Genomic DNA, 19,768 nt, shown 5'->3' with positions numbered 1-19,768 from the left:
GTTTTCGGTGGTGGAGCTGAGGGGATTTGAACCCCTGACCCCTTGCATGCCATGCAAGTGCTCTGCCAAGCTGAGCTACAGCCCCGGATCGGATCGGTACTTTACCACCGGATCATCCCTCGCCGACTGCGGCAGGCTCCCACTCGAGACGCGGCGCATTGCCCCACAATCGCTCGAGATCGTAATGCCGACGGGGTTCCAGCTGGAAAAGGTGTACAACGACGTCGCCGAAATCGATCAACATCCAGAGGGCATCCTCTCGCCCTTCGGTCCGGAGCGGTCCATGGTCGGCAGCCTTCATCTGAACCGAAAGTTCATCGGCGAGGGTCAAGATCTGACGGCGGGAGTTACCGGTGGCGATCACGAAGACTTCTGTGATCTGAATGAGGTCCGAGACATCGAGCAACGTGATGTGTTCGGCCTTCTTATCGTCGAGGATGTCGGCAATCTGACGGGCGGTGCTGTAGCTATCGGTTTCGACTGTGATGGTGGTCACCCCTGAACGGCGAGATCTGATCCAACAATGATAGTGAGGTCCACCACTCCGCTGGGTTGCCGCTGTTCGAGAAAGACCTCGCCGGTACCGAGCAGCCGTTGGATCGCGACGGCAGCCGACTGGTGCTCGGATCCCTGCGCGATCAAACGACTGGTCTCGTAGTCCTGGCGATCAGCATTGTCGGTGAACACCACCCGGTAGCCGGCCTCGATCAGCACCCGGGCGACGGGCGCCGTCGTTCCAACCAGACCGTTACCGTTGAGGATCTCTATGCGCAGCCGGGGTTCATCCGCAAGTTGCAGATAGTCGAACGATTCGAGAACAAAGGCGGCTCCTTCTTCCGTAGAGACGGTGTAGCGCTCGGTACTCGGCCCTACTCCCACTACCCGGTTGGTGGGTACGGCGCTCACCAGCAGCGGGTCGGCAACCACCGCAGTTGACATCGCCTGATAGGCCACATCGGAGCTCTGTTCCACGCTTGCCAGCAGACCGTCGAGAACCACTCCATCTATCGCGGCGGCGGCGAATACCGCCTCCCACACCGCACTCTGTCTCACGAGCAACGCGAGTTGATCTCCGGTGCCCTGCTCGGAGAGCAGCCGCTTGAGATCCTCGGTGCTCCGCTCGGCGACTCCCTGTCCGTACGCGACGGTCTCGCCGCCTGCATCGGAGACGACCAGAGGCTTCGTCAGATCAACGCTGATCGGCCCGCCGACCGATGCGGCAAACGCGCCGACATCCGCTACCCCCACCGAGTCGATGCGAATTCCCAGCAAGTTGGCGATGGTGAGACGCAACAGGTCGGGCCCCCCGAACAGGACCGCATCGGCGAGATCACGCTCGCCGTAGCCGGGAAGAACAGCAGCCAGCGAAGGCGGGAACAGCACCAGCCGGGATTCCTCGACGGAGTGCGAAGCCACCAGCGCTATCGAGACAAGTGAACCACGCTCGTCGGTCAGACCCAGCAGCAACGAGGCGCCGGAATCTGGGGGGGCTTCTACATCGGGCGGACTGGCGTCCGGTGTGCGGTTCAACCAAGCAGCAACCCACACGGTTCCTACCACGATCGCGACGGCAGCAACCGTCGCCAGTACAATTCTGCGGCGAGCCAACCTCGCCGCCTCAGACCGGGCTTCACGCTCGATCTCCCGGGGTGAGGGTGCGGTTTGGCCGATATTCCCCGACCGTCGCCTCCGACCGTGTCTGGACCTAGCCATAAACGTGATGCTCCTGCACGTACTGCCACACCCGTTCGCGCACATAGAACCGGATGCTCAAGCCTTTGCGAGCCCGCTCGCGCACGTCGGTTGCGGAGAGGTCGAGCGGCGCCATATCGAGCCATTCGATGGGTTTGGGTACAGCATGCTCGACCTCGTGGCGTCCAACCCCTGGTCTGGGCGCAACGGCCAAGTCGACTCGCTCGAGGAGATCCCTCCACCGATGCCATGAGCGGATGCCGAGCGCAGCATCGGCCCCCAGGATCAGGACGATGTCCTCGCCGTCGAATGACTCTACCGTGTCGACCATGAAGCTCGACCCCTCCCTCCGGATTTCAATGTCGTCTGCCACGAAGTACGGAATATGCTCGACGCTGAGGCTGATCATCGCCAATCGATGCTCGGCGCCGGAAACGCCCGAGTCGGCCTTTTGCCATGGCGACCCGGCCGGGACGAAGGAGACGATGTCGAGCGCCAGTTGCCGGTAGGCGGCCTCGCCGGCGATTAGATGCGCTATGTGGGGCGGATCGAATGTTCCGCCTAGAATGCCCCTTTTCACTATCCGACAGGATAGGCGGACGATCGAGACCTTCGGGAGACGGGCACGAGTCGGAGGGCGGCGGCCGGATCGAGCAGCGAACACGAAAACAGTCGGTTCGGATCGACGTAGGTCCCGCCGACCCTCACGGAGAAATGGACGGCATCCGTCCCGTGGGCACGACCGGACAGACCGATGGCCGCACCGCGACGGATGCGCTCACCGACCTCGACCGAGACCGACGACAGATACGAGTAGCTGGACTTCACCCCGCCACCATGGTCGATCGTGATCGTCCGATTACCGGCCACGACGCCGGCAAAGGACACCGTCCCGGCTTGACCGGCGGTGACTGCCGTACCCGCAACCGCGTGGTAGTCGACACCCCAGTGGCCTGCATACCGGCCCACCGGCTCGAATCCTTGAACCACTGGACCGGGGACCGGCGGGTCCATGCCACCACAGCTTGCCGCAGCCGGGATGAGCAGGTTGATCGCCAGCAAGATGGCGGAGGCGAGATACAACGAACTCCTCTCCCCGCCCGCCGACCGCCACCGTCACTGTAAGACCATGTCGACGGCGGGTGAAGTGCCTCGTTCGCCTGTTCGACTATCCCGTCCCGCTGCCCCCTCTGCCTCGAAGACTCGGCATCTCCCCCGCTAACGCGAGGGAGAAACGCTCATGGATCGTAGGTTGTACTCCCCCACGTGCCGCGAGGGAGACACGCGTAGGGGGCCGACTCGATGCCGGTTGCTACTGATCCGCCATCGCCGAGAGCATGTCGACGACGCGGCTCGAGTATCCCCACTCGTTGTCGTACCACGACACAACCTTGACCAGATTTCCGCCCATGACCGAGGTCAGCTGGGAATCGAAGATACTGGAATGCGGATTCCCGATGATGTCGGAGGAGACGATGGGGTCTTCGGTGTATTCGAGGATGCCCTTCAGTTCTCCCTCGGCAGCAGCTTTGAAGGCGGCATTGATCTGTTCCTTCGTCACGTCGACTTTGAGTTCTGCGACAAAGTCGACGATCGAGCCATCTGCAACGGGAACCCGCATTGCCATGCCATCTAGCTTGCCCTCTAGATGCGGTAGAACCTTGCCGACGGCCCGCGCCGCCCCGGTGGTCGTCGGGATGATGTTGGCGGCCGCGTGACGGGCCCGACGAAGGTCCTTGTGCGGGCTGTCGGCAATGTTCTGGTCGTTTGTATAGGCGTGAATCGTGGTCATCAATCCACGCTCGATGCCGAACGCTTCGTCGAGTACTTTCACAAGCGGTGCCAGGCAGTTAGTCGTGCACGACGCGTTCGAGACCAGCTTGGCCTCGGCAGTCATCGTCTCGTCGTTGACCCCCATTACGACCGTGGCGTCGACCGGGTCTTTGGCGGGAACAGTAAGCAGTACCCGCTTGGCGCCGGCCGCCAGATGCTTCTCCAGTGACGGGCGATCGCGGAACACGCCGGTGGACTCGACTACCACGTCCACTCCGAGTTCGCTCCACGGGAGGGCGGCCGGGTCGCGCTCCATGAGCATCGCAACGGTCTGGCCGCCGGCCTTCATGACGCCGTCGCCAACTTCGATGTCTCCGGGAAACCGACCGAACACCGTGTCGTACTTGAGCAGATGGGCGAGCGTGTCGTCATCGGTCAGGTCATTGACGGCAACGACCTGGAGATCGGGGTCGTTTCGCTCGGCGATGATACGGAAGACTGCGCGTCCGATACGCCCGAAACCGTTGATGGCAACTTTCATGGATCCTCCTGGAAAACGATTGATCTGACGATAGAGCGCCGACGGCGACCCCCAACTACGCCAATTTACCCGGTACCCGCCGCCTGGCGAACCGGGGCCATACGCAAGGGCGGTTCGCAGTTGACCATAGGCAGCTGGCAGGGAAGAACCAGCAGAGAACTCAGGCGACGGGTTCTGAGAACCCGGGGCTTCCTACAGGCTGACGGCCGCCCGCGGGCGGGCCAGCAGGTTGAGAACTTCCTGGCGGAATTCGTTGGGCTGGAAGGGCTTTGTGACGAAGGCATCGGCACCGCCCTCATCAGCTCGCCTCCGGGACTCTTCTTCAGCGTGTGCTGTGAGCACTAGCACTGGAAGATTCTTGGTGCGGATGTCCGAGCGGAGCCTGTAGAGGACCTCCCACCCGTCCATTTCAGGAAGGCCGATATCGAGGACAAGGAGGTCGGGCTGATCTGTGATGGCTGCTTCGAGGCCCTGCGGCCCATCCTCCCTCATGATCACTTCCAGGCTGGCAGGGCGAAGACAGACTTCGATCAACCGGCGGATCACCGCCGAGTCCTCAACGACCAGCACCCGCTGTGTCACAACTGTCTCCTCAAGCACTCTGCTACCTGCTACTCAATCTCGTCGGCCGGGCCCGGCGATCGAAAAGTGGTCGCTTTCGCCCAACCTATGTGTCTGGTATCGACCCCTCAGACCCGTATCTTTACGCACAATCCTAACTATGCAAAGAAACCGCAGATTGACTAGTTGGTTCAGCGTCGCCAGAAACGTCCGGGACCGGGTTCGTGAGGCACCGGGCGGGCAACTCGACCCACAGGAGGCAGCGCAATCTGCTCGACAAATGCCTCGAGTTGGCGGAGGTTCCGCACCTCATACGCCCCGGTGCAATGGCGGGAATAGGCACCCATTACCGAATCCCCGGTGTCCCAGTATGCCTCCGGCTCAGGGTTGAGCCAGTACACGGCTCGTGAGACCTCAACCAGTTTGGGGAGGATTGAGCTGTTCACGTCCCGGTAGTTGTTGCGAGCGTCTCCGGTGAGGATGACCGTGGACCGGCGGGTCAGGCTGCCACCGAAACGGTCCCAGAACTGGTCCAACGATCGGCCGTAGTCGGAATGACCATCTACCCACACGACCTCGGCCTCCGTGGAGATCCGGTCGAGCGCCTGTGGGAAATCGGTTCCAACCTCCAGATATGAAGTGACCTCGTCGAGAGCATCGATGAAGGCAAACGATCGCACCTTCGAGAACTGACTCGACATCGCATACATGAACTGGAGAGTGAACCGGGCGAATGTAGCCATCGATCCGGAGATATCACACAACATGAAGATCTCCGGCTTGATCGGATGCGGCACGCGGAATTGGGGGTCGATCGGGACGCCGCCCGTCGCCAGTGATCGGCGCATCGTTCTCCGAAAGTCGAGTCGTCCCGACCGCCGCAGCCGGCGCTTGTGAGCCAAACGCGCCGCCAGCTTGCGGGTCAGCGGGTTGATGATTTGCTCGATTTGGGCCAGGTCGGCCCGGGAGGCATGCATCAGATCAACGTCTTCGAGCAAGGGCTTCCTGAGGGTCTTGGCCACAGCTTCTCGACCCCGGTCGGCTACCAACCGGCGCCGGATCTCGTCACGGATCTCCTCACGGAGTTGCTCGATCCGCTCCTCGTATTCTTCGCGGATGAGGCGCTCTTCGAGATCGGACTGGGCCTTGCCCTGTTCAGACTCCAGAAGTCGCTCGAGCAGGCCTTCGATCCCCAACCGCCGCTGCGTCCGGTAGAGGTAATACGTGCCGCCCACCGGTCGTCCAGGCTCAATGCCGGCGAACTCGTCGACCGCTCGCCTGACCAGGGCCCGGATCCCTGCGAGATCATCTGACAAAAGCGCCTGGAAGAGGGCTTCGAGCAACTCGTCGAGGTCTACCTCGCCTCCGGCACCCGGCCGGTCGGACTGCCCGGGCGGCTGCTGCGACGCGTCTGGACCGGACTTCTCGCCGGAAGATTCGGGTTCGGGTCGATGATGGGCGAAGTACACCTCGAACGCCGTGTCGAAGGCTTCGAGGTGACGAACGTTCTTGACCAGAGTGGTTTCGAGCGTTGCCTTGAACGCAGGCCGCTCGGCAAGATCCGTGAAACGGAGCGCTTCCGTGGCATCGATTGCTTCTACCATCGACACGGGAACGCCCGCTGCTCTCAGCTCCTGGATGAATCCGGTGAGGACGTCGAGCAGCATGAAGCTCAACCCACTCAGACTTCGAGGTCTTTGGCGACTCGCTCGATGTCAGTCTGGTACTTGAGCAGCACGTGGAGCGTATCGATGACATCCGAAGCTTCAACCTCGGCCACACCGAGCGCGATGAGGGTTCTCGCCCAGTCGATCGACTCAGATACCGATGGTGGCTTCTTCAGGTCGAAACTGCGCACACTCCGGACGATACGAGCCACTTGCTCCGCCAGATGCTCGGTCACCCCTTCAACCCGGGCCAGGAGGATCGCCTTCTCGCGCTCAACCGTCGGGTATCCGATGTGGAGGAACAGGCAACGGCGCTTGAGGGCCTCGGAGAGCTCCCGTGTGTTGTTCGACGTGAGCAACACAAGCGGTTGGGACTTCGCCCGCATCGTTCCGAGTTCAGGAATCGACACCTGGAATTCGGAAAGCACCTCGAGGAGGAGCGCCTCCGTCTCCACCTCAACCCGGTCGATCTCATCGATCAACAAGACCACCGGCTCATCGGTGGTGATCGCCTCGAGCAGCGGGCGGGTCAGCAGATAGTCCTCGCTGAAGATGTCGTCTTCGAGCTCACTCCAGTCCGATCCCTGGTCGGCTTGAATTCGAAGAAGTTGCTTCTTGTAGTTCCACTCGTAAAGGGCTTTCGATTCGTCCAGCCCCTCGTAACACTGCAAGCGGATCAACCGTCTCTCGTGGACAGCTGCCAGGGCTTTGGCGAGTTCGGTCTTGCCGACACCGGCCGGACCCTCGATCAGCACCGGTTTGCCCAGGCGTTCGGCGAGGAAGACAACCTGAGCAATACGATCGTCTGCCAGGTACTTCGCTTCGTCGAGTGCGACTTTGACATCACCCGGTGCGGCAAATGTGATCATGAACGGATCTGGCCTTCCCCATGCAACACGTACTTCTCTGTGGTGAGTGCCTCCAGGCCCATCGGGCCGCGAACATGCAGCTTCTGGGTAGAGATACCTATCTCGGCGCCGAAGCCGAACTCCTCGCCGTCGGTGAAACGCGTTGAAGCATTCACCATGACGACCGCGCTGTCGGTCTCACGCACGAATCGCTCGGAAGCCATCAGATCGCCTGTCACTATCGCCTCCGTGTGTCCGGTCGAGTACGCACGAATGTGATCGAGCGCGGCATCGAGCGACGGCACCACCTTGATCGCCATGACGAGATCAAGGAACTCGGTCGGCCAATCGTCCTCAGTTGCGGGTGCGATGCCCGGGAGAATGACCCGGGTTTCAGCATCACCGCGCAGTTCAACGCCCGCACTCAGCAATCGCTCTGCAATGACGGGCAGGAACTCGGCGGCGACGTCCCCGTGCACCAACAACTTCTCGGCTGCATTGCACACACCGGGTCGGTGTGTCTTGGCGTTGAACGCGATGTCAGCCGCCATCTCGAGGTCAGCCGAGGCATCAACATAGACGTGGCAATTCCCGGCCCCATCTATCACGAATGGCACGGTCGCCAGTTCTTCGATGGCAGAGATAAGGCCGGGACCGCCCCTCGGCACGAGAAGATCGATCCAATCCTTCGCCTGCATGAGCGCGGTGGCGCCCTCCCGGCTCGTGTCCTGCATGAGTTGGACGCCGTCGGCAGGCAGGCCGAGCCCCTCGAGGGCGGCCCGCAGGGCGTTGGCGATCGCGTTGTTCGACCGCAGTGTGTAAGACGAACCGCGTAGAATTGAAGCATTGCCGGACTTGAAACACAGCCCCGCCGCATCCGCCGTCACATTGGGCCGGGCCTCGTAGATGATCGCCACTACTCCCAGCGGAACGCGTATTCGCTGCAGACGGATGCCGTTCGTCAGCACCCAGCCACCCGTCAGCGATCCGATCGGATCCGGCAATCCCGCCACCTTGCGCAAGCCATTCGCGATCGCACCGACACGGTCGGGACTGAGCGCCAACCGGTCGAGAAGAGAGCCACTGATGCCCTGAGCACGGGCATCCTGCATGTCATCAGCATTCGCCGCCAGGATGGAGGCGACGCGCGCGTCGAGCTCACCCGCCATGGCGAAGAGCGCCTCGTTCTTTGTGGCAGTGTCGAGAGAGGCAAGGATTCGTGCAGAATCACTCGCCTTCGAGCCCATCTGATCGATCATTCCGGCCGGAGTGTAGTTCGGCCCGTCCCGGCACTTGGCCGGTACTACCCTGTCGAGCTACCTCAGGGAGGCGCGGTCGGCGAATGAGAATTGTGATAGTCGGAGCAGGAGCGGTCGGTTCCTACCTGGCCGCACGCCTATCGAGTGAGGGCCAGGATGTTGTCGTGATCGAAAGCGACGAGCGTCACGCCGCCGAGCTCCAGGACCGGGTCGATGCGCTTGTCATCGTCGGTAACGGCGCCAGCCCCAGCTCCCTGGAGGAAGCAGGGATACGGAAGGCGGATCTCCTGATTGCGGTATCGAATTCCGATGGTGCAAATGCGCTTGCTTGTCACACCGCCCGCACCATGGGGGTGAAACGGACCGTTGCTCGTATCGAGGACCAGGAGCTGCGCTCGGGTCTGGTTGGACTCGGCGTTGACGTCGTCATCGATCCCGGCGAAATGGCGGCACGAGAAATTGTCGGCCTGCTTGGCCACAGCGGCGTCTCGGACCTCGTTGAGTTCGCCCGCGGCGAACTGGTTCTGGTTGGCAGCATTGCACGTAAGAACAGCCCGATGGTCAAAGTACCACTCAGCGAACTTCGCTCTGCAACCAACTGGGAATGGGTCGTGGTTGCCGTGGTCCGCCACGGCGAGACCATCGTGGCGCGCGGCGACACGGTGATCGAGGAACTCGACCACGTGCTGTTGATGACGACTCGCGCCAACCTCGACAGAGCCACCGAGTTCATGGGTGTGCACCAGGAGCCCATACGCAGAGCGATCATCGTCGGCGCCACCCGACTTGCCGAGCTCACCGCAGATCGCCTCCTTGAAAGGGGAGTTGACGTCGTAATGGTCGACGAGGATGGTGATCGATGCCGATCGCTCGCAGAACGGCACGATCGGGTGCTGGTCTTGTGCGCCGATGCAACCAACCCGGCCGTACTGGAAGAGCTGGGAGTCAGCGACAAAGACGCCATCGTGGGCCTGACAGGATGGGATCAAATCAACGCCCTCTCTTGCATGGTCGGGAAAGCACTCGGTGCATCTACGACGGTTGCCCGGTTCAACCGGATTGCCTACGTAGGCCTGCTGGGAGGCAGCGGCATCGACGCAGCAGTCTCCGCCCGCCTGGCAGCCGCCAATGCCATTCTCAGATTCGTTCGGCGAGGTCGTATTCACTCGGTGGCAACCTTTAAGGACACCGACGCCGAGGCCATTGAGATCGAAGTGGCACCGGAAAGCCGGGCGGTTGGCAAGCTCCTCCGAGAACTCGACCTCACCTCGGGCGCCATCATCGGAGGCATCCATCGCGAGGGCGACGTGGTCGTCCCGCACGGCGCAACAGAGATCCATGCCCGTGACCGCCTCATTCTATTTGCTCTTCCGACGGCTATCCACGACGTCGAGCAACTCTTCACGGGCTGATGTCGTCCTCCGGTTCGACCAGCGCATCCCAGCAGGTTTCCATGGGCCGCCAGCTCTCGCTGATCATCGGTGCGGTCGTGGCGGCCAGCGGCGTTGCCATGGTTCCGGCCGCCCTGGTCTCGCTGGCTTACCAGGAGTGGGCCGAAGCGGGTCAGATCCTTCTTGCGGCGGCCGTCACCGTGACCGTCGGCCTCATCGGCTGGCGCTTCATCGGCCGACACGGTGTGCTCACCACCAAAGAGGGGTTTGCGGCAGTCGGGCTGGCCTGGTTCGTCATGGCGTTCTTCGGCACTCTCCCCTATCTCTTCACCGGATCGATCCCGAACCTCACCGATGCTTTCTTTGAAACCGCGGCCGGGTTCACTACGACGGGTGCTTCAATAATCCCCGACCCGGGGGCTCTCTCACACGGCATTCTGATCTGGCGGGCCGGAACCCAGTGGTTGGGCGGGATGGGGGTGATCGTTTTGTCGATTGCCGTCCTGCCCCTGCTCGGCGTCGGCGGTGTCCAGCTGGCCAAGGCCGAATCGCCCGGACCGCAACCCGACCGATTGACCCCGCGCTTTCGCGAAACGGCCAAGCGACTGTGGTGGATCTACGTCGCCTTCACGTTGCTCGAAGTGCTCATGTTGTGGGCTGGAGACATGAACCTCTTTCAGGCGGTTGCGCATTCGTTTACGACCATGTCGACCGGCGGATTCGGGACCGAGGCGACCTCCATCACCGGTTTCAGCCCCTACACCCAATGGGTCATTACCGCTTTCATGTTCATTGCGGGGGCATCGTTCGCCCTGCACTTCCGTGCGCTACGGAGACCCGGCGAGTACCTTCGCAACACCGAGTTCCGGCTCTACACCTTCCTCCTCGTTGGCGCGATCGCGGTGGTCGCCGTCGGCATCTGGGCGAGCGACACGTGGCACGGATCGCTGCGAGATGCTGCCTTCACCGCCACCTCGATCATGACGACGACCGGATTCGCCACCGCCGACTTCGGAGCGTGGGCGCCGGGTCTTCAGATACTCATCGTCGGGTTGATGTTCCTTGGAGGCAGTTCAGGATCCACCGCGGGTGGTGTCAAGACGTTTCGCGTTGCTGTACTGACCCGCTCGGCGGCCGCAGACCTCCGCCGGTTGGTTCACCCGAGGGCGGTCATCGTGACCCGTTTCGGAGGGAAGGCGGTACCCGACCCCATCGTCGGCTCGGTCCAGTCGTTCTTCCTGTTCTACATGTTCCTGTTCATGACGGGGACGGTGCTGCTCGGCTTGATTGAGTCGAGGCTGGGCACCGGCCTCGATCTGGTTACATCTACCTCAGCGGTTGCATCGTCACTCGGCAATATCGGCCCGGGCCTCGGTATCGTCGGGCCGACATCGAACTTCCTCGCCGTCCCGTGGCTCGGCAAATGGCTTCTGGCGTTTCTCATGATCGCCGGCCGACTCGAGATCTTCCCGGTGCTCCTGCTCTTCACCAGGGATCTTTGGCGAAGGTAGCAAGTCCGAAGCCTCAGCCACAATCTCGCGGCTCGCGACTCGCGACTCTTTCGTCGTATCATCACCATTCATGAGAAAGCAGACATCGTGCGAATCGTAATTGCCGGCTGTGGTCGGGTTGGGGCGAATGTCGCCAAGATGCTGGTCGAAGCAGGGCACGACGTCACCGTTGTCGACCGTCGCGAGGAGGCGCTCAACACGCTGGGTCGCACCTTCAACGGCACGAAAGTCGTTGGCGAAGCGTACGACGTCGACACGTTGCGGGAAGCAGGTATCGAGCTAGCCGATGTCTTTCTGGCCGTCACCGATTCCGACAATGCCAACCTCATGGCCAGTGAAGTTGCCAAGGTGGTCTTTGGCGTTCCTCGCTCGATTGCCCGGTTGTATGACCCGGCCCGTGAGGAGACCTATCACGCCCTCGACATCCATCACGTGACCGGAACCAAGCTCGTCGCCAATGTCCTCTACGAGCAGATCATGGACGAGGAGTTCGCGTTCCACGTGACGTTCCCCAAGGGAGACATCGAGGTCGTGGAGTTCCATCTTTCCTCAGCTGCCGAAGGGATGCGGGTCGACGAACTCGAAATCGATCACGAACTCCGCATCGCCGCGATCCAACGCGGTGAGGTGACGGTGATCCCCAGAGACGATCTCAAGCTGCGAGGCGACGATCTCGTGGTGGCGGCTGCTCGCGAAGGCGTTCGGAGTCGGATTCACAAATACGTCGTAGATCAGGACCGGTAGCCGTGAGAATCGTGATCATCGGTGGAGGCAAGGTGGGCGGTTTCCTCGCCAAACAGCTCCGAGAGGCGGGCCACACGATCACCGTGATCGAGAAGGATGAGTCAAACGCGGAAGAGCTTGCAGCGGAAGCGGACGTCCTTTGCCTTTTAGGAGACGGGACCGATGTGGCGTTGCTCAGAAGGGCCGACACGCAGCGAGCGGACTACCTGCTGGCCCTGACCGGCAGAGATGAGGACAACCTCGTCGCCTGTCAGCTGGCCCGCACCGCGTTCGGTACTCCCCGGGTGCTGGCTCGTCTCAACGACCCCCGGAACCGTCGTACGTTCGATGCGCTGAAGGTCCCCGTGGTCGGCTTCACCGACTTGGTGGCCAATGTGATCAGCAAGGAGCTCGACGTCGGTGAACTGGCACGAGTGGCTCTGCTTGATCGAGGAGATGTCAGCCTCCTCGAGATCGTCATCCCGGATGAGTCGCCGCCTCGAGAAGTTGCTTCCTTGACCCTCCCGCCGTCGAGCATCCTGGTAGCCGTCCGCCGCGAAGGGACCGTCCTGGTGCCCGGTCCGGAAACGACGATCCAACCTGGTGATCGCATCCTCGCCGTCACCCGTACTGAAACCGAAGAGCGGGTTAGGGATGCACTACTGACGGTCTCTGCGGAATCGAACGGCAAGGAAAACGGCAACACCGCCCTTCTCGAGGGCGAGGGAATCGAGATCGTGGCGACACCGGAGGGCGAAGCCGGCATCCCGGGTGACGAGGATGGCTAGGAGACGTCGAAGAGCGTTGCAGTATGCAATCGGTGGACTGGCCGGTGTGCTGGTCGAGGTTGCGATACTGGTATCTCTGCTGGCGGCTGCCGTTCTCCTCGCATGGATCGTGACATGGATTCTGTGACGTGCTGATACGCCCGCAAATCTCGGACCTCAAACTCATCAGCTTCCAGCTGGGACGGGTGCTTTACGTGGTCGGCATCGCCGGCGTGATCCCGCTCCTGTGGGCGCTGGTAGATCGAGACTGGCACTCGGCGTCGTCCTTCATCTTCATGATCGGTTTGGCTCTGGCAATCGCCGCCTCTGTTGAACGCTTTAGACCGCGAGACCAGAATGCGGGTTGGCATCACGGCATGGTCACCGTCGCGCTGGTCTGGCTGGCTGTGCCCGCCCTCGGCGCAATTCCCCTGGCACTCAGCCGCCACTACGGCCGAGTCCTCGACGCTTATTTCGACGCGATGAGCGGCGTCACCACCACCGGACTAGCTTTGATTCAGGATCTCGACCACCTGGCACCGTCGATCAACGTATGGCGGAGTGCCCTGCAATTCCTCGGGGGTCAGGGAATCGTTCTCGCCGCGCTGATGTTCTTCGGCGGCGGTGGCGTGCTGGCCCTTTATCACGGCGAAGCGCGGGACGAACGCATCTTCCCTTCAGTCGGCTCGACTGCCCGGTTCATCTGGTCGGTCAGTTTGTTTCACGCCGCCTTCGGTATCACGGCGTTGTGGGTGGTGGGCTCCTTCGTACTGGGCTTCGACCCCTTCCGATCCTTGTTTCATGCGATCACCATCTTCATGTCCGCCTTCGATACCGGCGGTTTCGCACCGATGAGTACCAGCATCGGGTATTACCACTCGATTACCTACGAGGCCGTGATCGGCGTGCTCATGGTGGCGGGAGCCCTATCGTTCGGGGCCCACTACGCGCTGTGGAGGGGTCCTCGCAATCTCCTGCGCAATCTCGAAGCTCGTGCGATCATCATCACCTTCGCCGGAACGTTGCTGATCGCGTTTGTCGGCCTCGCCGCCACCGGCCTCTACACCGACTCGGCTTCCCTGGCCCGGCAGGGGTTCTTTCAGATTCTGTCTGCCCATACGGGAACCGGCTTTGCCACCGTGCAACCCTCCGATCTGGTGCTCTGGAGCGGATTGGCCTTCGGTGGGATCACCCTCGCCATGTCGTTCGGTGGGATGGGCTCATCGACTGCGGGAGGTGTCAAGGCGCTCCGCATCGGGCTGACGGTGCGGTCTCTTTGGAACCTCATCAAGGAAGCCTTGTTGCCCGAAGGGACTGTCATCTCGGAGCGCTACTGGCAGAGCACGGCCAAGGTGATGCGGCCGGAACTGGCACAGTCGGTCATGACGATCTCACTCCTCTACGTCGGCCTCTACCTGCTGGGCGCGTCGGTTGGAATCGCCTACGGCGTCCCTCTCCAGCAGGCGATGTTCGAATCGGTCAGTGCCGCCGCCAACGTCGGACTCTCCGTCGGGGTGGTTGACCCCGGTATGCCGGTGCTGCTCGAAGTCGTGTACCTCCTACAAATGTGGATCGGCCGTCTGGAGTTCGTAGCCGTGTTTGCTCTCATCGGGTTCGCGGTCACCTGGGTAGTCGGCGAATGAAGGGAATCATCACCGCCTTCATGACTATGGCTCTGGTCGCCGGACTACAGTCTCCGGCAGGAGCGACGGAGATCGCCGAGATTCTGTCGAGTCCCGACGAATGGTCCGGTCGCGTTGTAGAAGTCACGGGGGAACTCGTCGGCGACTTCGGCCGGCATTCGGGCGCATTCTGGCTCCAGATCAACGACGACCCCTACGCCACACATCCGCTGCTCGAGACCGGCCTCCTCGCCGGGGCCAACGTCGGCGTAACCCTGCGGGTGCCGCCCGAGCTCTTCGAAGAGATGGCCGCCGTCGAGCAACCGGGCGGATATCGGTGGCGCGGCCCGATCGTGTCCGCAACGGGCGAGTTCCGCTATCACGACCCCGACCGAACGGGGGAGACGTACATCGCAGTGACAAGTCTCGAACTCGTCGAACCGGGCTATCACCTGCCCTCGGAAGCTACAGGTCCATTGGGAGCGATCGGAGTGATACTGGCCGCCGTGGCCGGCGGCGTGCTTCTTCAGCATGCCCGCCAACGCAGGCGCCAACAACGGCTCGAGGATTGACCCAGAACCCTGAGCTCCGAGTCGCAGGTGTGGGTTCAAGTTGGCGGTCGCCAAGGCCCAACCAGGACTACCAGCTGGTCTCTGTGGATCACGGTCAGTCCCGCCAGAGCATTGTCGCAGGCCGCCCTGCGGAACTCGTCCGCACCGACCTGGACCTGCCCCTTGGCGATCAGGACCCCGTCTCCGTCGAGCACTTCGACGGCGTCGCCGGCTTCGAACTCACCCTGCATCTCTTTGATGCCCACCGCCAGCAATGATGCGCCCTCCTCGATAATGGCCCGAGCGGCACCGGAGTCAACAGCGATGGTTCCGGATGAAGGTAGTCCGAAGGCAATCCACAGCTTGCGAGCAGGAAGCCCGCTGGGATGTGGTTCCACCCACGTCCCCGTCGACGTGCCGGAAACCGCGGCACTGATCGCAGACTGGTTTCCTGCCGCGGCAATGATGGTCGGGATCCCCGACCAGGCAGCCATCCGGGCCGCAGAAACCTTCGTCGCTACGCCACCCGACCCCACCGGTCCCGACGTACCGCGCGCCACGGTATCGAGTACCTCGTCGGTGTGCCGCACCGCCGATAACAACTCTGCATTCTCCGCCAATCGCGGGTCCGAGGAGTAGAGACCGGGCGTATCGGTCAGCAACAACAAGAGACCCGCACCAACCAGATGAGAGACGATGGCCGCCAACCGGTCGTTGTCCCCGAGCCTGAGTTCCTCGACTGCAATGGTGTCGTTCTCATTGACGATCGGCACGACCCGCTCGCTCAGCATGCGGTCGAGCGCCTGGCGAGCATGGAGGTACTGGTCACGGTTGGCGAGGATGTCCTTGGTGAGGAGCACTTGCCCGGCAACCATTCTGCGAGTGGAGAAACCGGCCGAATAGCGCTCCATCAGACGTCCCTGCCCAACGGCCGCCGCCACCTGAAGCCCGGGCAGATCGGTGGGACGCTCCCGCAAACCCAGGGCCGGAAGGCCTGCCGCCACGGCGCCTGAGCTCACCAGAACGGTCGGGTTCCCGGCACCCCAACTCCCGGCGATCATCCCGGTAATACGCTCGATGGCATCTTCGTCAATACCTCCACCGGGGCGCGTCAAGCTGGATGAGCCGACCTTCACGACAATCCTGGCTCCCGGTGAGATCGGGCGGTGTCCGGTCATTCCTCTTCGCCGCCCTCCACGCCGTCCGGACCGCCCGCCCCTGGTTCACCCGCCTCGTGTTGCTCGTCATCGGGATTGGAGAACTCGAACACGAGTTCGCCAATGCGCACCTCATCGCCCGGAACCGCTCCCGCCTGCCGGAGTGCTTCGTCGACGCCCAGACGTTCGAGCCGGCCGGCTACGAAATCGGCCGTCATCGAAACGGTGAGGTCGTCGAGCCGGACGGCCCGCTCGGCGGCGCGACCCGTCACTTCCCACCCACCCGGCCTTGCATGGATCTCAAACGACTCGCGGACCGGGCGATGGAGGATGAACCCCTCTCGCTGCGGCTCTTCGCGTACTGCCAGGTCGATCGCGTCCGCCACCGCGTGCAGAAACGGTTCTAGCCCCCGCCCCGTGACGGCCGAGATAGAGAAGAGCGAGGGCTCTCCGACGGCGGAGGCCAGTTCGCCAGTATCGAAGTCCCCGGCAGCCAGATCGGCCTTTGAGAATGCCACGACCCGCGGCCGATCGACGAGTTCACCGGAATGGCGCCGCAACTCATCGATCAACACGTGGTATTGCTCCGCAGGTGAAGCGATCTGCAATGGCGATGGATCGAGCAGGACGACCAATGCCCGCGCTCGTTCAACGTGACGGAGAAACTCGTGACCAAGGCCCTTCCCCTCAGATGCGCCCTCGATCAGTCCGGGGACGTCTGCGACAACGAACTCGCGCTCTCCGATTGCCACAACACCCAGGTTGGGCTCGAGTGTCGTGAATGGATAATCGGCAATCTTCGGCTTAGCGGCGCTGATCGCGGAGATGAGGGTGCTTTTCCCCGCATTGGGGAATCCGATCAACGCGGCATCGGCGAGCAGTTTCATCTCGAGCCCGAAGGTCGCCGACTCACCATATTCGCCCTGTTCGGAGAAGGCAGGCGCCCGGTGCTTTGCAGAGATGAACGCAGCATTCCCGGATCCTCCTCGACCTCCCTGGAGGGCTTTGACGTGCTGCCCGTGCTTGACGAGATCGGCAATCATGGTGCCTTCGTCGTCCCACACCGTCGTACCGAGAGGTACTTTCAGCACCAGATCCTCACCGCGCCGGCCGTGTTGAAGATCGCCACGACCGTGGGTTCCGTTTCCTGCAGCATGGTGGGGATTCCGCTGGTAGATGAGCAGGGTCACCACCGACTCATCTGCCTCGATGTAGACGTCGCCCCCATCGCCGCCGGAACCACCGATGGGCTTCCCTTTCGGTTTACCGCGCGAGCGCACATACGAAACCACCCCCGCACCACCGTTTCCGGCGCGGAGGTGGATGTTGACCTGATCGACGAACACGCGTCGAAACCGTCGGCCGCTCTCCCTACTCGGGGAGAACGCTCACCAAACGGCGGCCGTTGCTGGCATGGTATTTGACGACGCCCGGGGCCATGGCGAACAGCGTGAAGTCTCGTCCGAGGCCGACATTCTCACCGGGGTGAATACGGGTGCCCCGCTGGCGCACAATGATCGCGCCGGAGTTGACAACATGGCCATCAAAGACCTTCGGTCCGAGGCGTTTTGCCTTTGAATCGCGACCGTTCTTGGTCGAGCCTCCGGCTTTGGTCTTGGACATCTGCTACTTCTCCTCAGCCTTGGCGGCCTTTGCCTTGGCAGTTTCTGCTTTGGCAGGCTCCGCCTTGGCCTTCTTGGGCTTCGGGCCGACGATCTCAGTCACCTTGATGGTGGTGTAGATCTGTCGGTGACCCATGCGTCGACGGTACCCCGTCTTGTTCTTGTACTTGAAGATATCGATCTTCTCGCCCTTCGTGTCACCGACTACTTCGGCGCGCACGGTGTATCCGGCGAGTTGCTCACGATCGCTGATGGTTGCACCACCATCGTCCACAACGAGCAAGGGCTTGAATTCTACTGCTTCGCCGGCGTTCTTGAGCCGTTCGACGTCGATAACGTCTCCCTGGCGCACTTTCGCCTGCTTCCCGCCGGTGCGGATGATCGCGTACATTGTCGTCCTCAGGTCAAATGGGCGGTAACTCTACCGGCTATTGGTGAGTTTCCAACTCGGTTACATCACTTCTACGTCGTCGTCGGTTTCAAACGGGAGGCCGCGAAGCGCCGTGGCCTCGTGTAGAACGATACCCCGTCCCGAACAGGTCGGACAGACCTCTGAAAACTGTTCGAGCAATCCGGCCGAAACGTTCTTACGGGTCATCTCGACCAAACCGAGATTCGAGACATCGAATACCTGCGTACGGACTTTGTCCTTAGCCAGGGTTTCCTTCAGGCGCCTCAGCACTGCCTGGCGGTTGCGTGAGATCTCCATATCTATGAAGTCGATCACGATAATGCCGCCGATATCGCGCAGTCGCAGTTGACGACCGATTTCCTCCGCTGCTTCGAGGTTGTTCTGCAGAACGGTGTCCTCGAGGTTGGAGCTGCCAACGAACTTGCCGGTGTTCACATCGATCACCGTCAGCGCTTCAGTTCGATCAACTACTAGATGGCCACCGGATTTCAGCCATACCTTCCGGTCGAGCGCCTTCTGAAGTTGATCCTCGACGTGATAGCGCTCGAAGAGCGGGATCTCATCTTGATACATGCTGACTTTATCGGTGAGGTCGGGCGCGGTCCGATCGAGGTACGAAACGACTTCAGCGCGGGCCGCCTCGTCGTCGATGAGCAGCCGTTTGAAATCGGGTGTGAAATGCTCACGGATGACCCGGATAAGCAGACCGGGCTCTTCGTACACCGGACGAGGAGCCCCACCGGCAGCCGCCTCTTCTTTGATCAGTTCCCACACTCTGACGAGCCGGTTGATGTCCGTCTCGATCTCTTCTTTCGTCGCAGCAGCCGCCGCGGTTCTCACGATCACGCCGAACCCGGCCGGTTTGACATCTCGCAGAATGTCGCGCAGACGAAGGCGATCTTCTTCCGGCAGCCGCCGTGAGATCCCCTGCATATCTGAGTCGGGGGCCAGCACGAGATACCGGCCGGGGACCGTGACCTGCCCGGTCAACCGGGCGCCCTTGGCACCCATCGCATCTTTGACCACCTGGACCAGCACCTCGTCGCCTTCGGCGAGCACCTGCTCGATACGCGGATGGTGACCGTGGGTGGCGGGATCGACTTTGATGTCGCCCGCGTAGAGGACTCCGTTCTTCGGCTCTCCGAAATCGAGGAAGGCGGCCTCCATTCCCGGAAGAACGTTCTTCACCTTGGCGAGGTACATGTTGCCTGCCAGCGATGTTCGCTCCTGTCGGGCAACGTAATGCTCTACCAGAGAGGGACCCTCGAGAATGACAACTTGGGTCTGGGTAGGAAGTACCCGGACCAGCATCTGCTTCTTTCCGGTCTCGGGTGGGAGGATGATCTCCTCCTCTACGTGACGGGGCGTCCGCCCGCGACTCTCGCGCCCCGGCGGCCGGGGCTTGCTCTGGCGCCCCTTCGACCCCGCCTCCCGTTTCTTCTCTTCAGGGACGGCCCGGACTCTTCGTACCTCGACCGTTTCGCGGCCGACACGCCTGGTGGTGCGTTCTTCGACCTCGTTATCGCCCACCCCACGGCGGACAACCTGAGCCGATTTGCGGCGGAACAACGCCATGAAACTCGTATCCTTCCGGTCTTCACTACTCACTGTGCGAGCGAACGAGTCCGGGGTTCCGACCTCTGCCCCACGGTGATCCGTGCGGCACCTCAG

20 protein-coding genes, 1 tRNA gene and 1 pseudogene are annotated in these 19,768 nt (G+C 62.0%); 7 read left to right on the top strand and 15 right to left on the bottom strand.

Annotated elements, in window-relative coordinates:
* Positions 1-8: 8 nt before the first annotated feature.
* The 10 genes from P1T08_03720 to P1T08_03675 all read right to left on the bottom strand — a co-directional run bounded on the left by P1T08_03720 (position 9) and on the right by P1T08_03675 (position 8,341).
* Positions 9-85 (bottom strand) — tRNA-Ala (locus P1T08_03720).
* Positions 86-112: 27 nt separating this feature from the next.
* A complete protein-coding gene (gene rsfS / locus P1T08_03715; protein ID MDF1595193.1) occupies positions 113-496 on the bottom strand; it encodes a ribosome silencing factor in 384 nt (127 codons plus the stop codon).
* Positions 493-1,608, bottom strand: coding sequence for an LCP family protein (locus tag P1T08_03710; protein ID MDF1595192.1), 1,116 nt, complete (start codon positions 1,606-1,608; stop codon positions 493-495). Before P1T08_03710 ends, rsfS begins: the two co-directional genes overlap by 4 nt.
* Before the next feature lie 97 nt (positions 1,609-1,705).
* Positions 1,706-2,272, bottom strand: coding sequence for a nicotinate-nucleotide adenylyltransferase (gene nadD, locus P1T08_03705; protein ID MDF1595191.1), 567 nt, complete (start codon positions 2,270-2,272; stop codon positions 1,706-1,708).
* Positions 2,272-2,775, bottom strand: a complete 504-nt coding sequence (locus P1T08_03700) for a M23 family metallopeptidase (GenBank protein ID MDF1595190.1) — start codon at positions 2,773-2,775, stop codon at positions 2,272-2,274. Before P1T08_03700 ends, nadD begins: the two co-directional genes overlap by 1 nt.
* A 229-nt stretch (positions 2,776-3,004) precedes the next feature.
* Positions 3,005-4,006: a type I glyceraldehyde-3-phosphate dehydrogenase gene (gap, locus tag P1T08_03695; protein ID MDF1595189.1), complete on the bottom strand. Its 1,002-nt coding sequence runs from the start codon at positions 4,004-4,006 to the stop codon at positions 3,005-3,007.
* A 192-nt stretch (positions 4,007-4,198) separates the two neighbouring features.
* Entirely contained in the window at positions 4,199-4,588 is a 390-nt protein-coding gene (locus tag P1T08_03690) for a response regulator (protein MDF1595188.1), read from the bottom strand.
* A gap of 170 nt (positions 4,589-4,758) precedes the next feature.
* Entirely contained in the window at positions 4,759-6,234 is a 1,476-nt protein-coding gene (locus P1T08_03685) for a VWA domain-containing protein (protein ID MDF1595187.1), read from the bottom strand.
* A gap of 14 nt (positions 6,235-6,248) precedes the next feature.
* On the bottom strand, positions 6,249-7,103 hold the full coding sequence (locus P1T08_03680; GenBank protein ID MDF1595186.1) for a MoxR family ATPase: 855 nt from the start codon (positions 7,101-7,103) through the stop codon (positions 6,249-6,251).
* Positions 7,100-8,341 carry a glutamate-5-semialdehyde dehydrogenase gene (locus P1T08_03675; protein ID MDF1595185.1) on the bottom strand — a complete coding sequence of 414 codons (1,242 nt, stop codon included), beginning with the start codon at positions 8,339-8,341 and terminating at the stop codon, positions 7,100-7,102. Before P1T08_03675 ends, P1T08_03680 begins: the two co-directional genes overlap by 4 nt.
* Positions 8,342-8,424: 83 nt before the next feature.
* On the opposite strand from P1T08_03675, the gene trkA reads away from it, so the two are divergent.
* The 7 genes from trkA to P1T08_03640 all read left to right on the top strand — a co-directional run bounded on the left by trkA (position 8,425) and on the right by P1T08_03640 (position 14,927).
* Positions 8,425-9,753 carry a Trk system potassium transporter TrkA gene (gene trkA, locus P1T08_03670; GenBank protein MDF1595184.1) on the top strand — a complete coding sequence of 443 codons (1,329 nt, stop codon included), beginning with the start codon at positions 8,425-8,427 and terminating at the stop codon, positions 9,751-9,753.
* 41 nt (positions 9,754-9,794) lie between these two features.
* Positions 9,795-11,243 carry a TrkH family potassium uptake protein gene (locus tag P1T08_03665; protein MDF1595183.1) on the top strand — a complete coding sequence of 483 codons (1,449 nt, stop codon included), beginning with the start codon at positions 9,795-9,797 and terminating at the stop codon, positions 11,241-11,243.
* 87 nt (positions 11,244-11,330) lie between these two features.
* Positions 11,331-11,987: an NAD-binding protein gene (locus P1T08_03660; protein MDF1595182.1), complete on the top strand. Its 657-nt coding sequence runs from the start codon at positions 11,331-11,333 to the stop codon at positions 11,985-11,987.
* A gap of 2 nt (positions 11,988-11,989) precedes the next feature.
* Positions 11,990-12,754: a TrkA family potassium uptake protein gene (locus tag P1T08_03655; GenBank protein ID MDF1595181.1), complete on the top strand. Its 765-nt coding sequence runs from the start codon at positions 11,990-11,992 to the stop codon at positions 12,752-12,754.
* Positions 12,747-12,881: a hypothetical protein gene (locus P1T08_03650; protein ID MDF1595180.1), complete on the top strand. Its 135-nt coding sequence runs from the start codon at positions 12,747-12,749 to the stop codon at positions 12,879-12,881. The genes P1T08_03655 and P1T08_03650 overlap by 8 nt, the downstream gene beginning before the upstream one ends.
* A 1-nt stretch (position 12,882) precedes the next feature.
* On the top strand, positions 12,883-14,376 hold the full coding sequence (locus tag P1T08_03645) for a potassium transporter TrkG (GenBank protein ID MDF1595179.1): 1,494 nt from the start codon (positions 12,883-12,885) through the stop codon (positions 14,374-14,376).
* Positions 14,373-14,927, top strand: a complete 555-nt coding sequence (locus P1T08_03640) for a hypothetical protein (protein MDF1595178.1) — start codon at positions 14,373-14,375, stop codon at positions 14,925-14,927. The genes P1T08_03645 and P1T08_03640 overlap by 4 nt, the downstream gene beginning before the upstream one ends.
* Positions 14,928-14,962: 35 nt before the next feature.
* Here P1T08_03640 and proB read toward each other — a convergent pair whose 3' ends face one another.
* From proB to P1T08_03615, 5 genes and pseudogenes are all read right to left on the bottom strand, one after another.
* Complete coding sequence (gene proB / locus P1T08_03635) at positions 14,963-16,084, bottom strand: glutamate 5-kinase (GenBank protein MDF1595177.1); 1,122 nt, start codon at positions 16,082-16,084, stop codon at positions 14,963-14,965.
* The gene (obgE, locus tag P1T08_03630; GenBank protein ID MDF1595176.1) at positions 16,081-17,409 is read right to left on the bottom strand and encodes a GTPase ObgE; all 1,329 of its coding nucleotides are present in this window, start codon (positions 17,407-17,409) and stop codon (positions 16,081-16,083) included. The genes proB and obgE overlap by 4 nt, the downstream gene beginning before the upstream one ends.
* A gap of 25 nt (positions 17,410-17,434) precedes the next feature.
* Positions 17,435-17,686, bottom strand: coding sequence for a 50S ribosomal protein L27 (rpmA, locus tag P1T08_03625; protein ID MDF1595175.1), 252 nt, complete (start codon positions 17,684-17,686; stop codon positions 17,435-17,437).
* Positions 17,687-17,776: 90 nt separating this feature from the next.
* A pseudogene (rplU, locus tag P1T08_03620) lies at positions 17,777-18,076 on the bottom strand (50S ribosomal protein L21).
* A 60-nt stretch (positions 18,077-18,136) separates the two neighbouring features.
* Positions 18,137-19,672 (bottom strand): Rne/Rng family ribonuclease, encoded by a 1,536-nt coding sequence (locus tag P1T08_03615; protein MDF1595174.1) that lies wholly within the window; start codon positions 19,670-19,672, stop codon positions 18,137-18,139.
* Positions 19,673-19,768: the final 96 nt, after the last annotated feature.

The organism is Acidimicrobiia bacterium, from assembly GCA_029210695.1.
Lineage (GTDB): Bacteria > Actinomycetota > Acidimicrobiia > Spongiisociales > JAHEDJ01 > JAHEDJ01.
Note: the sequence above shows the minus strand (reverse complement) of the source record. Positions and strands in the feature narration are given on the sequence as shown.

Excerpts from the sequence above, each read along its gene's own strand:
- gap (MDF1595189.1), bottom strand. The coding sequence starts at position 4,006 with ATGAAAGTTGCCATCAACGGTTTCGGGCGTATCGGACGCGCAGTCTTC.
- P1T08_03685 (MDF1595187.1), bottom strand. The coding sequence starts at position 6,234 with ATGCTGCTCGACGTCCTCACCGGATTCATCCAGGAGCTGAGAGCAGCG.
- P1T08_03680 (MDF1595186.1), bottom strand. The coding sequence starts at position 7,103 with ATGATCACATTTGCCGCACCGGGTGATGTCAAAGTCGCACTCGACGAA.
- P1T08_03675 (MDF1595185.1), bottom strand. The coding sequence starts at position 8,341 with ATGATCGATCAGATGGGCTCGAAGGCGAGTGATTCTGCACGAATCCTT.
- trkA (MDF1595184.1), top strand. The coding sequence starts at position 8,425 with ATGAGAATTGTGATAGTCGGAGCAGGAGCGGTCGGTTCCTACCTGGCC.
- P1T08_03665 (MDF1595183.1), top strand. The coding sequence starts at position 9,795 with ATGGGCCGCCAGCTCTCGCTGATCATCGGTGCGGTCGTGGCGGCCAGC.
- P1T08_03650 (MDF1595180.1), top strand. The coding sequence starts at position 12,747 with ATGGCTAGGAGACGTCGAAGAGCGTTGCAGTATGCAATCGGTGGACTG.
- P1T08_03640 (MDF1595178.1), top strand. The coding sequence starts at position 14,373 with ATGAAGGGAATCATCACCGCCTTCATGACTATGGCTCTGGTCGCCGGA.
- proB (MDF1595177.1), bottom strand. The coding sequence starts at position 16,084 with ATGACCGGACACCGCCCGATCTCACCGGGAGCCAGGATTGTCGTGAAG.
- rpmA (MDF1595175.1), bottom strand. The coding sequence starts at position 17,686 with ATGTCCAAGACCAAAGCCGGAGGCTCGACCAAGAACGGTCGCGATTCA.
- P1T08_03615 (MDF1595174.1), bottom strand. The coding sequence starts at position 19,672 with ATGGCGTTGTTCCGCCGCAAATCGGCTCAGGTTGTCCGCCGTGGGGTG.